This is a genomic window from Pseudomonas sp. Tul2A7 (assembly GCF_054790505.1).
Genome location: NZ_CP186499.1, coordinates 4,966,255 through 4,979,690 on the forward strand (window position 1 = coordinate 4,966,255; position 13,436 = coordinate 4,979,690).

Annotated in this window: 11 protein-coding genes; 10 read left to right on the forward strand and 1 reads right to left on the reverse strand. The window is 60.3% G+C overall.

All coding sequences use genetic code 11. From position 1 onward, the window contains the following. Nucleotides 1–414: 414 nt before the first annotated feature. From ACOYXJ_RS22165 to ACOYXJ_RS22210, 10 genes are all read left to right on the forward strand, one after another. Nucleotides 415–1,461, forward strand: a complete 1,047-nt coding sequence (locus ACOYXJ_RS22165; protein ID WP_460371423.1) for an isopenicillin N synthase family dioxygenase — start codon at nucleotides 415–417, stop codon at nucleotides 1,459–1,461. Between the two features lie 27 nt (nucleotides 1,462–1,488). Next, nucleotides 1,489–2,298, forward strand: a complete 810-nt coding sequence (locus tag ACOYXJ_RS22170; RefSeq protein ID WP_150795390.1) for a MetQ/NlpA family ABC transporter substrate-binding protein — start codon at nucleotides 1,489–1,491, stop codon at nucleotides 2,296–2,298. Continuing rightward, nucleotides 2,295–3,095, forward strand: a complete 801-nt coding sequence (locus tag ACOYXJ_RS22175) for a methionine ABC transporter ATP-binding protein (RefSeq protein ID WP_460371425.1) — start codon at nucleotides 2,295–2,297, stop codon at nucleotides 3,093–3,095. The genes ACOYXJ_RS22170 and ACOYXJ_RS22175 overlap by 4 nt, the downstream gene beginning before the upstream one ends. After that, nucleotides 3,092–3,763 carry a methionine ABC transporter permease gene (locus ACOYXJ_RS22180; protein WP_007950374.1) on the forward strand — a complete coding sequence of 224 codons (672 nt, stop codon included), beginning with the start codon at nucleotides 3,092–3,094 and terminating at the stop codon, nucleotides 3,761–3,763. The genes ACOYXJ_RS22175 and ACOYXJ_RS22180 overlap by 4 nt, the downstream gene beginning before the upstream one ends. A gap of 8 nt (nucleotides 3,764–3,771) precedes the next feature. Further along, complete coding sequence (locus tag ACOYXJ_RS22185; RefSeq protein ID WP_460371428.1) at nucleotides 3,772–5,328, forward strand: sugar ABC transporter ATP-binding protein; 1,557 nt, start codon at nucleotides 3,772–3,774, stop codon at nucleotides 5,326–5,328. Next, the gene (locus ACOYXJ_RS22190) at nucleotides 5,321–6,346 is read left to right on the forward strand and encodes an ABC transporter permease (RefSeq protein ID WP_460371430.1); all 1,026 of its coding nucleotides are present in this window, start codon (nucleotides 5,321–5,323) and stop codon (nucleotides 6,344–6,346) included. The genes ACOYXJ_RS22185 and ACOYXJ_RS22190 overlap by 8 nt, the downstream gene beginning before the upstream one ends. 23 nt (nucleotides 6,347–6,369) lie before the next feature. Then, nucleotides 6,370–7,425: a substrate-binding domain-containing protein gene (locus tag ACOYXJ_RS22195; protein ID WP_460371432.1), complete on the forward strand. Its 1,056-nt coding sequence runs from the start codon at nucleotides 6,370–6,372 to the stop codon at nucleotides 7,423–7,425. Nucleotides 7,426–7,583: 158 nt separating this feature from the next. Then, on the forward strand, nucleotides 7,584–8,249 hold the full coding sequence (locus ACOYXJ_RS22200) for a sulfite oxidase-like oxidoreductase (RefSeq protein WP_460371434.1): 666 nt from the start codon (nucleotides 7,584–7,586) through the stop codon (nucleotides 8,247–8,249). 464 nt (nucleotides 8,250–8,713) lie between these two features. After that, nucleotides 8,714–11,101 (forward strand): TonB-dependent receptor plug domain-containing protein, encoded by a 2,388-nt coding sequence (locus tag ACOYXJ_RS22205; RefSeq protein ID WP_460371436.1) that lies wholly within the window; start codon nucleotides 8,714–8,716, stop codon nucleotides 11,099–11,101. Continuing rightward, nucleotides 11,091–12,491, forward strand: coding sequence for an APC family permease (locus ACOYXJ_RS22210; RefSeq protein ID WP_460371438.1), 1,401 nt, complete (start codon nucleotides 11,091–11,093; stop codon nucleotides 12,489–12,491). The genes ACOYXJ_RS22205 and ACOYXJ_RS22210 overlap by 11 nt, the downstream gene beginning before the upstream one ends. A gap of 149 nt (nucleotides 12,492–12,640) precedes the next feature. Here the strand turns inward: ACOYXJ_RS22210 and ACOYXJ_RS22215 are convergent, their stop codons facing one another. Continuing rightward, nucleotides 12,641–13,102 carry a DUF3574 domain-containing protein gene (locus ACOYXJ_RS22215; protein WP_150707876.1) on the reverse strand — a complete coding sequence of 154 codons (462 nt, stop codon included), beginning with the start codon at nucleotides 13,100–13,102 and terminating at the stop codon, nucleotides 12,641–12,643. Nucleotides 13,103–13,436: the final 334 nt, after the last annotated feature.

The following is a 13,436-nucleotide window of genomic DNA, read 5'->3' on the forward strand; positions in this document are numbered from 1 at the left end:
AGTTTGTGCCGAATCCATAATCGACTCGGTCGTTCGGGTCGATGTATCGCGATAGACACCTCGGTCGGCTCCCTCTCCCTCTGGGAGAGGGCTGGGGTGAGGGGACTGACCGAGGTGATCTTGAGCGCTACGTCGAGCTGAACGCTTTGTACCGAATCCAACCCGGTTTTTCAGGTCGGCGCATAACGCCAGACAACGCGGTCGGCTCCCTCTCCCTCCGGGAGAGGGCTGGGGTGAGGGGTAATCAGGCCTAAGGTAATGCGAAAAAGATATTGGCTCTGCATTTTTAAGATCGTTTAGTTTTGTCGCAACGACGAATCAAAACGCATCAAACCGATAGACCCCCGATTGCCATGACGGCACACGCTGAATCGATCACAGGTTCTTCAGGTTTGATTCACACGGGAGTGAATCATGCCGCATACCCTCGATATCTCCACATTACCGACGCTGGACCTGTCGCAGTTCGAAGGCACAGCGCAACAGCGTTACGAATTTCTTGAAGACCTGCGCCACGCCGCCCGCGACGTCGGCTTCTTTTACCTGACCGGCCACGGTATCGACAGCGCGTTGCTCAAGCAGGTACAGGCCCACGCCCGGCAATTCTTCGCCTTGCCCGACAGCGAAAAAACCGCCGTCGGCATGATCAATTCACCGCACTTTCGCGGTTACAACCGTGCCGCTTCGGAGATCACCCGTGGCCAGCCTGATCAGCGTGAACAGTTCGATCTGGGCGCCGAGCGCGAGGCGTTGCCATTGACGGCGGACAGCCCTTTCTGGGCGCGGCTGCAAGGCCCCAACCAATGGCCGGCGGCACTGCCGGAACTGAAACCTTTGCTGCTCGAATGGCAGGAGGCGATGACGCGGATGTCGTTGCGCCTGCTGCGTGCGTTCGCTCAGGCGTTGTCGCTGCGCGCCGATGCGTTTGATCAGCTCTACGGCGACAAACCCAACGAACACATCAAGTTGATGCGCTATCCCGGTCAATCCAGCGAGTCAAGCCATCAAGGCGTCGGCGCGCACAAGGATTCCGGTTTCCTCAGCTTCCTCCTGCAAGACCAGCAGGCCGGTCTGCAAGTCGAAATCGAAGAGGGGCGCTGGATCGACGCGTTGCCGCGCGAGAACACCCTGTTGGTGAACATCGGCGAACTACTCGAACTGGCCAGCAACGGTTATCTGCGGGCCACGGTTCATCGAGTGGTTTCGCCACCGGCGGGTAGCGAACGCCTGTCTGTCGCGTTCTTCCTCGGTGCGCAACTGGATGCCGTGGTGCCGCTGTATCCGCTGCCCACCGCACTGTTGCGCGAGGCGCGCGGGCCGGCCAGTGATCCGCTCAATCCGTTGTTTCGCGATGTCGGCTGGAACTACCTCAAGGGTCGTTTGCGCTCGCATCCGGATGTCGCGCAGCGCTTCTACGCCGATGCGCTGCTGCCACCACCGCCCGTTCGAAAATCCGCCTGACTCATCACTCGCTCAAGGACTCCGCACATGATCAACAAAGCAGGTTTGACCCTGGCCGTGCTCGGCGCGTTGGTGACGTCGTTCGGTGCGCAGGCGCTGGAGCCGCTGCGCGTGGCTGCCGACCCGGTGCCCCACGCGCAGATTCTGGCGTACATCCAGAAAATCGATCCGCAACTCAATCTCAAAGTCATCGAGATCCCCAACGGCGTGAACTCCAACGAGCTGTTGGTACACGGTGACGTCGACGCCAATTACTTTCAGCACCTGCCGTACCTGAAATCCCAGGAAAAGGCCCTCGGCGAAAAACTCGCGGTGGCCGCCACGGTACATATCGAACCCTTGGGTATCTATTCGCATCGCCATAAAAGCTTCGCCGATGTACCGGTAAAAGGCACCGTCGCCGTGCCCAACAACGTCACCAACCTGAGCCGCGCACTGTACCTGTTGCAGGACAATGGCCTGATCAAACTCAAACCCGGCTTCAACGATCCGGCGGCCGATCAGGCAACGCCCAAAGACATCGCTGAAAACCCCAAACAACTGAAGATTCTCGAGATCGAATCGCCGCAGATTCCGCGCTCGCTGGACGACGTCGATCTGGCCGTGATCAACGGCAACTACGCTCTGGACGCCGGCCTGGTACCGGCCAAGGATGCCTTGGGCCTGGAGAAGGCTGAACACAATCCCTACGCCAACATTCTGGTGACCACGCCGAATCTGGAGCACGACCCGCGTATCGCGCAACTGGCCAAGGACCTGACATCGCCCGAGGTCGCCAAATACATCACCGACAACTTCGCCGGTTCGGTGATTCCGGTGGCGGGCGGCAAGCCATGATCGCCGTCGAGCAGTTGAGCAAGACTTATCCTTCGGCCGCGCAACCGGCACTCGATCAGGTCTCGCTGAGCATTCCCGACGGCGCGGTCTACGGGATTCTCGGGCGTAGCGGGGCGGGCAAGTCGACGCTGCTGCGTTGCCTCAACCTGCTCGAACGACCGGACAGCGGACGCATTGTGCTGGATGGCGTTGACCTGACGACACTGTCGGTCAGCGAACTGCGCCAGCAGCGCCAGCGCATCGGCATGATCTTCCAGGGCTTCAACCTGCTGCATTCGCGCACGGTGTTCGACAACATCGCGGTGCCGCTGGAGATCGCCAAGGTCGGCAAGCCGTGGCGCCATGTGCGGGTTCGCGAACTGCTCGAACTGGTCGGTTTGAGTGACAAGGCGCAGGCCTTTCCCTCGCAGTTGTCCGGCGGGCAGAAACAGCGCGTCGGCATTGCCCGCGCTTTGGCCGCTGAGCCGGCGTATTTGCTCTCGGACGAGGCCACCAGTGCGCTCGACCCGGAAACCACCGAATCGATCCTGCAATTGCTGCGCGATATCAATCGGCAACTGGGCGTGACCATCGTGCTGATCACCCATGAACTGGAGGTGGTCAAGTCGATCTGCGATCACGCTGCGTTCATGGCCAACGGACGTCTGGTCGAAGCCGGGCCGGTGCCACGGCTGCTGGCCGATGCGCAATCGCAACTCGGCGCTTCGCTGCGACCGACCTGCCGCTTGCCGCTGGGCCACGCTGAGCCGGGCCTGAGTTTTCTAAAACAATACGGCGTACGGGCGGCGCACTCATGAACCGCACGGTCAATTGGGATGAAATCCTGCAACTGGTGTTCAACGCCACCGGTGAAACCCTGTACATGGTCCTGCTCGCAGGGCTGTTCACGCTGCTGATCGGCTTGCCGCTGGGCGTGCTGCTGTTTATCAGTCGACGCGATGGACTGCTGCCGATGCCACGCTTGAATGCCGTGCTGGGTGGCGTGGTCAACCTCGGCCGTTCGCTGCCATTCGTGGTGATGCTGATTGCCCTGATCCCGCTGACGCGGCTGGTGGTCGGCACAACGCTGGGCAGCACCGCCGCCGTGGTGCCGATCACCATCGGTGCGTTTCCGTTCTTCGCACGCATCGTCGAAAACGCTCTGGACGAAGTCGACAAGGGTCGCATCGAAGCGATCCTCGCCATGGGCGGCGACATCGGTCATGTGATCTTCAAGGTGTTGTTGCCCGAAGCGCTGCCGGCGTTGCTCGCAGGCATCACGCTGACGCTGGTGATGCTGATCGGTTTTTCCTCGATGGCCGGGGTGATCGGCGGTGGCGGGCTCGGTGATCTGGCGATTCGTTACGGCTATCAGCGGTTCAACAATGAAGTGATGGTTGCCACGGTGGTGGTGTTGGTGATCCTCGTCCAAGGCGTGCAAAGCCTGGGTGATCGATTGGTTCGTTCGCTGGCGCATCGCCGCTAAGGAATTGTATGAGTGTGCCGGTCGCTATAGTTCGCGAGCCACTGATTCGTGTACGTGAGTTGAGCAAAATATTTGGCGCGAGCCGGGCGCTGGACGCGGTCAGCCTGGACATCTATCCCGCCGAAGTGGTGGCGCTGCTCGGTGCCAATGGCGCGGGCAAGTCGACCCTGGTGAAGATCCTCGCGGGCAGCCAGACTGCCGACGCTGGCGAGATCTGGCTGGAGGGCGCGCCACGGCATTTCAGTTCGCCGCTGTCGGCGCGGCGCTTCGGTATTGTCGCGGTACACCAGCATATCAACGAGGGTATCGCACCCGGTCTGAGCGTCGCGGAAAACCTCTTGCTCGATGAACTGTGCAAGCCGGACGCTGACTTCTGGCTCAATCGTAAACGCCTGCTGGAGCGCGCCGCGAGCATTGCTGCCGGGCTGGGTTTGACCTTGCCATTGGAGCAGCCAATCGAACATCTCGGTCAGGCCGAACGGCAATTGGTGGTGCTCGCTCGAGCCTTGGCTTTGCAGCCGCGCCTGCTGATTCTGGATGAGCCGACGGCGGCGCTTTCCGATGCCGAGGCGCAGCGGCTGTTTGGATTGATCGACACCTTGCGCACTCGCGGCGTGGCGATTCTGTACATCTCCCATCGACTCTCCGACCTGCAACGCGTGGCAGATCGCGCCATCGTTCTGCGCGATGGCCAGTTCGCGGGCGAGTTCGCGGCACAGCAATTGCCGGAAGCGGTGAGTGCCATGCTCGGGCAGGCGCTGGCCGAGCATGTTTACCTGCCACGCGTGGCCGGACGCGAAGTGTTGAAACTCAACGCCATGCAAATTCTGCCGCGCTCCGCCGCGTTCGATCTGACCCTGCACGAAAACGAAGTGGTGGTGCTGACCGGGTTGTTGGGCGCCGGCAAAAGTGAAATCGCCGAGGTGCTGTTCGGTCTGCGTAAAGCGTCCTCGGGCCGCTTGCAACTGGATGGCGCGGACTGGCGTGCGGACTCGCCACGTCAGGCCATTCAAAGCGGGGTGTTCTTCGCGGCCGAAGATCGCGCCAGTCAATCGTTGGTGCCGGATTTCTCTTTGCGTCGCACCCTGACTTTGCCGTTTCTTGAACGCTTTACCCGCGGCGGTTTCATCCGCAACCGCGCTGAAGCAGCAGCGGTCGAAACGCAAGTCGCAGCGCTGGGAATCAAGACTGCCGGTATCGATGTGCCGATGAGCGCACTGTCCGGCGGCAATCAACAGAAAGTCGTGCTCGGCCGCTGGCTGCTCGGCGAAGGGCGGGTGTTGATCCTCGATGAACCCTTTCAAGGCGTCGACGTGCGCGCCCGCCGCGACATCGGCCAACTGCTGCGCGACAGCGCCAAGGGCCGGGCGACGCTGGTGATTTGCGCCGACGTCGATGAAGCCCTGGAAATTGCCGATCGCATCCTGCTGGTGCGCGATCACGCCGTGGTCGCCGAGTACCCGCGCGCCGGCCTCAATCGTGCTGATCTGGTCGCCGCACTGGCCGGTAGCGACGTCACCGAACATTCCCCTCAAGCCACGCCAAGGAGCAGAGCGAGTGCCTGATTCAAGTTCACTGTTATCGACCGAGCCGGCACGCGCCGAACGTCTGCTACACGTATTGATTCGTTACGGCCTGCTGTGGCTGCTGGCGCTGATCGTGGTGTTTTTCAGTGTGGCCGAGCCGGTATTCCTGCGCGTCGGCAACCTGTTCAGCATCCTGCAATCGGTGTCGATTGTCGCGCTACTGGCGCTGGGCGTGACGCTGACCATGGCTGTCGGCGGCCTCGATCTGTCGATTGGCGCGGTAGCGGCGATGAGCCTGATGATCGCCAGTTACGTGATGGTCGTGCTCGGCTGGGGTGCGGTGCCGGCGGTGTTGATCAGTCTGGCGGGCGGGGCGCTGGTCGGCCTGCTCAACGGTTGGCTGATCGTCAAGTTGCGCGTGCCGGATATTCTCGCGACGCTGGGCAGCATGTTTCTGGTGATCGGCGTGCAGCTGACTCCTACCGGCGGACGCTCGATTGCAGTCGGTATGACCTTGCCCAGCGGTGAGGAAACCGAAGGTACGTTCAGTGCCGCGTTTCTGGCGCTGGGGCGCGGGCGGTTGTGGGAGGTGGTGCCGATCCCGGTGCTGATTACCACCGTGGTCGCTTTAGCGGTGTGGCTGTTTCTCGAACGCACGCGGATTGGTCGTTTGTTCTATGCCATCGGCGGCAATGAGCAAGCGGCGCGCTTGGCCGGTGCGCCGGTGCAGCGCTTCAAATTATTGGCGTACGTGCTCTCGGCGTTGCTCGCATCGCTCGGCGGATTGTTGCTGGCGGCGCGCCTGGGTCGTGGCGACGTCAGCTCGGGCAATGGCCTGGTGCTGGATGCTCTCGGCGCGGCGTTGATCGGTTTCGCCGTGCTTGGCGCGAAGAAGCCTAACGCATTCGGCACGCTGGTCGGTGCGCTGCTGGTGGCGGCGCTGCTCAACGGTCTGACCATGCTCAACGCGCCGTATTACGCACAGGATTTCGTCAAGGGACTGGTGCTGGTGCTGGCCCTGATGTTCACCTTCGGCCTCGCGCATCGGGCGCGTTGAGCCGCTTTATGCAAGGAAGTTGTATGCACGGTTCAATCACACAATTCGCCCGTCATTGCCTCGCCGGCGCGTTGCTTTCTGCAGTGGCGCTGAGCGCGCAGGCCAAAGCCTTGCCCGGCGCGCCCGCACCGTTCGATGAAGGTCAGGTGCAGATCGCGCTGGTGGGGTACTTGTTCTCTGGGGACTTCCCCGAGGCGTACTTGCGTGGCGTGGAAAAACAGACCGAAGCGCTCGGTGCCAACCTGCGGGTATTCGATGCCCGGCAGCAAGCGGCGAGTCAGGGCGAGATGATCGATCAGGCGATCGATCTCGGCGTCGACGGCATCATCGTTCAGCTCGGCCTGGCCGAAACACTGAAAGCGCCGATCGATCGGGCCATCGCCAAAGGCATCAAGGTCGTCGCTTTCGATGTCGATCTGAACACCCCGCAAGTGACCCAGGTCGAGCAGGATCACCACGCGCTGGCGCGTCTGGCGCTGGATCAGGCCGTTAAGGACAACGGCACCAAGTTCGATGCCGGCTACGTGTATATCAGTGGTTTTACGCCGATGGAGCGCCGCGACGAGATCTGGAGTCAGGTCAAGAAAGCCAATCCGGGGATCGTCGAGAAGGCGCGCTTTGGCTCGCTGAATCCGCCGATTGCCAACTCGGTCGCAGATCAGGCCAGCGCCGTGCTTCGAGCCAATCCAGGCATCAGCGTGATTTTTGCGCCGTTCGATGAGTTTGCCAAAGGCGCGAAAATCGCCGTCGATGAGGCAGGGTTGACGAGCAAGGTGAAGATCTACAGCGCCGATATTTCCACCGCCGATATTCAGATCATGAAAGAGCCGGACAGCGCCTGGGCGGCGACGGCGGCGGTCAATCCGCAAGTGGCCGGGGCGATCAGTGTGCGCAGTCTGGCGATGTTGATTGCCGGGGAAAATCCGGGGCATCAGGTGCTGGTACCGCCGACGCTGATTACCCGTCAGCAGTTGCTGGATCTGGATGTGAAGAATGTTCGAGATCTGGCGCAGAAGCTCCCCAGCTTCGGTGATACCGCGAATGTCGCATGGGCCCCTTGGATTCCGGTGGCCAACTAGAACATTTGCCACGACATCGCCCATGTGGGAGCGAGCCTGCTCGCGAAGAGGTCCGATCAGTTGATATCTCTGTTGACTGACCCAGCGCCTTCGCGAGCAGGCTCGCTCCCACAGGGGTAACGCGTAGTTGCGCAAACAGAGGGAGTTCTGGAGCTTACATGCACGACAAAGCTGAGCGCTTACGCAAAAGCCGTTCGCCGAAAGCCGATCCGGCGTTCGGTGAACGACTACCCCCAGGCCAGGTACTGACGGAGCGATTTCCGATCCTGCACGAAGGCGAAGTACCGAAATACGATCTCGCCAACTGGTCGCTGCGCCTGTTCGGCAAACTCGCACGGCCGATCGAATTGCGTTACGCCGATCTGCTGGCACTGCCGCAACGGCAACTGCGTTGTGACATCCATTGCGTGACGCGCTGGTCGAAGTTCGACACTGAGTGGAGTGGGGTGCATTTGCAGGATCTGTTGCAGGCGTTCGATATCCAACCGACGTCGGACTTCGTCATGGCTCACTCCGACCACGATTATCAGACCAACTTGCGACTCGATGATCTGTTGCACCCCGACAGTCTGTTGGCCACCCATTACGCCGGCCAGCCGTTGACCGCGCAACATGGCTGGCCGCTACGGCTGGTGGTGGCGGGGCGGTATTTCTGGAAGAGCGCGAAGTGGCTGCGCGGGCTTGAATTCGTCGAGCAGGAACAACCGGGGTTCTGGGAGCAGAACGGCTTTCACCTGCACGCTGATCCGTTTGCCGAGCAGCGATTCAGTGGGGATGAACTGGATATTGCCGAGGATGCCTGGCTGGAGAAAGCCTTCGATTAAGTCTCCAGGACGCAGCCTGTTGAAACATTGGAATACGATCAACCTGTGGGAGCGAGCCTGCTCGCGAAGGGGCCGGGCCAGTTGCCTTTTTGGTGACTGATCCACCGCTTTCGCGAGCAGGCTCGCTCCCACAGGGTGATGTATTCCGCACCTTGATTAGTTGTAGGTTAGTTGGTTCAGGTGTTGGCTCAGCAACACTTCTGTTGAACTAAGAACAACTTTTTAGAGCGATCTAACCTAAGCGTTATTGGTTCTTTTACGGCCCGCAGCCGCTCGTCTAGCATCGAGTTTCAAGGGGGAACGAATCACACTGGGGAAACTACGCAACAGCCATTATCAAAACTTGAAAAGCCTTCACTGCCTTCCAGAAATCCAAAACTACAGCAGACATTGCCGCGCATTGCTTGCCGAACTTCTCTTGTCGGCAGCGGCCGGGTATTAACTGCGATTCAAGGAGCTGTTATATGCATTACCGTTCCCGTTCATTATTGGCGGCTGCCGTCGCGTGCGCCATCTGGCAACTTCCGGCCAATGCCGAAGAAACTGCGGCAAGCGCTGACAGCGAATCCCGACTCGGCACCGTGTTGGTCACCGGCACCCGGGGTACGTCACGCACCGTGCTCGATTCTCCGGTACCGGTCGACGTGCTCACTGCCGAAGACCTGAAATCCGCCGGCGCTGCTGACGGTGAATTGGGCGCGGCGTTGCAGACGCTGTTGCCATCCTTCAGTCTGCCGCGCCAATCCAACTCCGGCGGCGCCGACCACGTGCGCGCGGCGCAACTGCGCGGCATGAGTCCGGATCAGGTGCTGGTGCTGGTCAACGGCAAGCGTCGCCATACGTCAGCGGTGGTCAACGACTCGTCGAAGATCGGGCGCGGTACCGCACCGGTGGATTTCAACTCGATCCCGCTCAGCGCGATCAAACGCATTGAAGTGCTGCGTGACGGCGCCGGTGCGCAGTACGGCTCCGATGCGATTGCCGGGGTGATCAACATCATCCTCGACGACGCGCCCGAGGGCGGCGAAGTGTCGACCAGTTATGGCGCCTATCACACCCGTCAGGACGCCATCGACAAGACCACTACCGACGGCCAGAACAGCGTGACCACCGCGAAGATCGGCACGCGCCTGGGCGAAGAGGGCGGGTTTATCCGTGGCGGCACCGAATACAATGATCGCAACCCGACCAACCGCGCCGGTTTCGACGGTTTTGCCGACAGCCCTGGCCAGCGCAACTATGTGATGGGCGACGGCGTCGCGCGGGACGTCAACCTCTGGTTCAACAGCGAACTGCCGCTGGCCGGCGGCAAGGCTTACAGTTTCGGTACTTACAACCAGCGCCACACCACCGGCGCCGAGTTCTATCGCTATCCGTACGAACAGCCGCAGTTCTACCCCAACGGCTACTTGCCGCAATCGCTCGGCGACAACAAAGACGTCTCAGCCACCGCCGGTTTCAAAGGCCTGATCGGTGACGATTGGGACTTCGACAGCAGCGTCACTCACGGTCGCAACCGCTTCGATGGCTCGACCCGGCGCACGCTTAACGTCAGCCTCGGCGAAGACTCACCGACGAAGTTCGACACCGGCGATTACGAGCTGCGTCAGACCACCAGCAACCTCGACTTCAGCCGTGAACTGCGTCTCGGCGAACGCTCGTTCGTACTGGCGGTGGGCGGCGAATACCGCTACGAAAACTACCTGACCTATGCCGGTGACGAGGCCTCGTATATCGGCTCCGGGGCGGACGGCGCCAATGGCCTGCGCCCGAGCGAAGAGTCGGATCTGGATCGCAACGTGTTCGGCTCCTATGCCGAGTTGTCCGGCGATCTAACCGACCGCTTCTTCGTCGACGCCGCCACTCGCTGGGAGCATTACGACGATGCCGGCAGCAAACTCACCGGTAAACTCAGCGGTCGCTACAAACTCACCGAACAATGGGCCTTGCGTGGCGCGGTATCGAACAACTTCCGCGCGCCGTCGCTGGCCCAAAGCGGCTTCCAGAACACCACCAGCAACTTCGGCGATGGCGGCACCCTGACCGACATCCGTGTGCTCTCGGTCAACGATCCGATCGCCCGTGCACTCGGCGCCGAGAAGCTCGATCCGGAAACCTCGAAGAACTTCAGTCTCGGCCTGACCTTTCAGTTGAACGAACGCTTCGACGCCTCGCTGGACGTGTTCCGCATCGACGTCAAAGATCGCATCACTTTGTCGCAACGCATTGGCAGCGATGCTCTGGAAAACTACATCAACGACAACTTCGGCGTTGCTGGCGTGCACGACGTCAACTTCTTCACCAACGCGGCGGACACCAGCACCGACGGTGCCGAACTGGTGCTCAACTACCATCAGCCGTTTTACGAAGGGCAGCTGGGCCTGACCACCGCGTACACCTACAACCACACCAAAGTCACCAGCACCAAAGGCACGCCGTCGCAACTCACGGCGTTGGGCATCGGCAATGACGCGCTCGTTGGCGTCGAAGAAACCAATACCCTGACCGACGCTGCGCCGAAGGATCGCTTCATCTTTTCCGCTAACTGGGCCAGCGAACACTGGGGCCTGCTTGGAAGATTGACGCGCCAGGGCGAGACCACCCGTGTGTTCGATTTCGGCGATTCGCAACCGGAGCAAACCTACGGCGCGGTGTGGCAGCTGGACGCCGAAGTAGCCTACAAATTCACGCCGAAATTCAACATCGCGGTGGGCGGCAACAACCTCACCGACAACTACCCGGAACGCTCCGGTTCGGCGATCAACTACGGCGGCAACCTGCCGTACGACGTGCTCTCGCCAATCGGCACCAACGGCGCTTACTACTACGCCCGCGCCACCTATGGTTTCTGACGCGGGGCCGGGGCGGCATCTGCCGGTTTTTCAGGCGTCGCTGATCACGCTGGGCATGGTGATCACCACCGACATCCTGAAAACCGCGCCGACCGTGGCGCTCAACGTCGGACCGGCGCATTTCTATTGGGTTTGGGTGCTTGGCGGTGTCGCGTCGATGATCGGTGCGCTGTGTTTTGCCGAGATGGCCACGGCGTTTCCGCACCCGGGCGGCGACTATCACTTTCTGCGCACGGCGTACGGCGAGCGCACCGGATTCTTGTTCGCCTGGTCGCGGTTTTCGGTAATGCACACCGGGTGGATTGCCTTGTCGGCGTTCATGTTTGCCGATTACGTCGATGCGGTGGTGCCGCTGGGGCCGTACGGTTCGGGGTTGTTTGCCGGGGTGGTGATTGCGGCGCTGGTGCTGCTCAATCTCACTGGCAAGCACATTGGCTTTCTCACCCAGACCTTGTTGGTGGGGCTGTTGGCGCTAGGTTTTTTGAGCATTGCCAGTGCCGGCGTTTTTTTGGCCTGGCAAGGCATCGAAGCGCCTGCGCCGAGTCTTGCGCCCGTCGCGGAAAACACCGGTATGGCCGGGTTTTCGGCGGCGATGATTTTTGTGTTTCTGGCGTTCGGAGGCTGGAGCGATGCGGCGACGTTGTCGGCCGAAGTGCGTGATGACCGGTGGGGGATTTTCATTGCCATGCTCGGTGCGCTGAGTTTGTTGATGGCGATCTATCTGGCGCTCAATTGGGCGTTCGTTCAGGGCTTGGGATTCGCTGGACTGGCCGTCAGCAATGCACCGGCGGTTGAGTTGTTGAACCGGGCTTTCGGTGCCCCGGGTGTCATGCTGATTTTACTGATGGTCGGCATCGCCGCAATTGCGACCATCAACTCGACCCTGCTTGTCGGCGCGCGCACCACCTACGCTGCCGCGCGTGATGTGCCGCAACTGCGCAGTTTCGGCGCCTGGGATGACCGGCATGGTGTGCCGCGCAAAGCGTTGCTGGCAGAAGGTGCGGTGGCGTTGTTGCTGGTGCTGTTTGGTAGTTTCACCCAGAGCGGTTTCAACACCATGGTTGAGTACCTGACCCCGGTTTATTGGCTGTTTCTAAGTTTGAGCAGCGTGGCGCTGATCATTCTGCGACGGCGTTTTCCCGAGGTGCCGAGGCCGGTGAAGGTGCCGTTGTATCCGCTGTTGCCGCTGCTGTTTTTCGGGTTGTGCCTGTACATGCTGTATTCCAGTGTGACTGTGGTGGGGTTTGGGGCGTTTTTCGGGATTGGGGTGTTGTTGGTGGGTGCGGTGATACTGGCAGTATTGAGCCGACTGACGCCAAGCCCTCACCCCAGCCCTCTCCCGGAGGGAGAGGGAGCCGACCGAGGTGTCTTGGGTGATACATCGACCTGAAAGACCGAATCGATTATGGCTTGAAGCAAATACAAGTCGAGGTCGATTATGGATTCAGTGAGCCAGTATCAGGTCGGCGGACTTCTTCAATTTCCCCGAATCGGTTCCCTCTCCCTTTGGGAGAGGGCTAGGGTGAGGGGCTTCTGATTCTAGAAGGACACCTGCGCCGGCTGCGACAACCGCAGCACCGACAAGTCCCCGGTAATACGCTTGTAAGCCAGCCGAATCGCTTCAATATTGCTCACATTCTTCGCACTGTTCTCATGCAAGATCACAATCACCTTGGTACTCAACCGCTCAGGTTCCTTCGCTCCCTTATCCCGCCACTGCCCATAGGCATCAAACACACTGAACCCATCCGGAAAGCGCGACGTGACCTCCTGATCGAGAAACTCACGCCAGCGCGCCGGGCTGACTGCACCGTCCTTGCCATCGATCGAACCCACCGAGAAATACAGCTCGGTGCGAATCCACTGCGCCTGCGCCGGACGCGAGGCGTCGCCCTGCAGAGTGGAACTGGATGGATCGTGGGTGTGAACAGAGGCGGGAGGAGGGCTGGCGCAACCGGCGACCGCAACGAACAGTGCAACCAGTAACAAGCGTTTTGGCATGGAGCTTTCCTTCTTATATGAGTGCAGGCGGGGCAATTATAGAATGCGAGCTAAATAGCGATAAAAGATTAAAAAACTTACCTGGCCTCTATTTCTGGAATAAGAGGTTGCGGCGTATTTAATCGTTTCATGTCCAAGGGTTTTAAAGCGGTTCGCGTCAGTTTCGGGTATCTGCTGCCGTGCGCCAATTGTTAAGTGATGATCTTTGCTTCTTGAATAGTCGGACAATTAATTGATCATCTCAGATGCTCGAGGAATTTGCGTATCAGATTTTTTATATTGAAGCGTTGGTCGGAAAGGGTGGCATAACCTGCTGATAAGTTTGCTGTTTAAT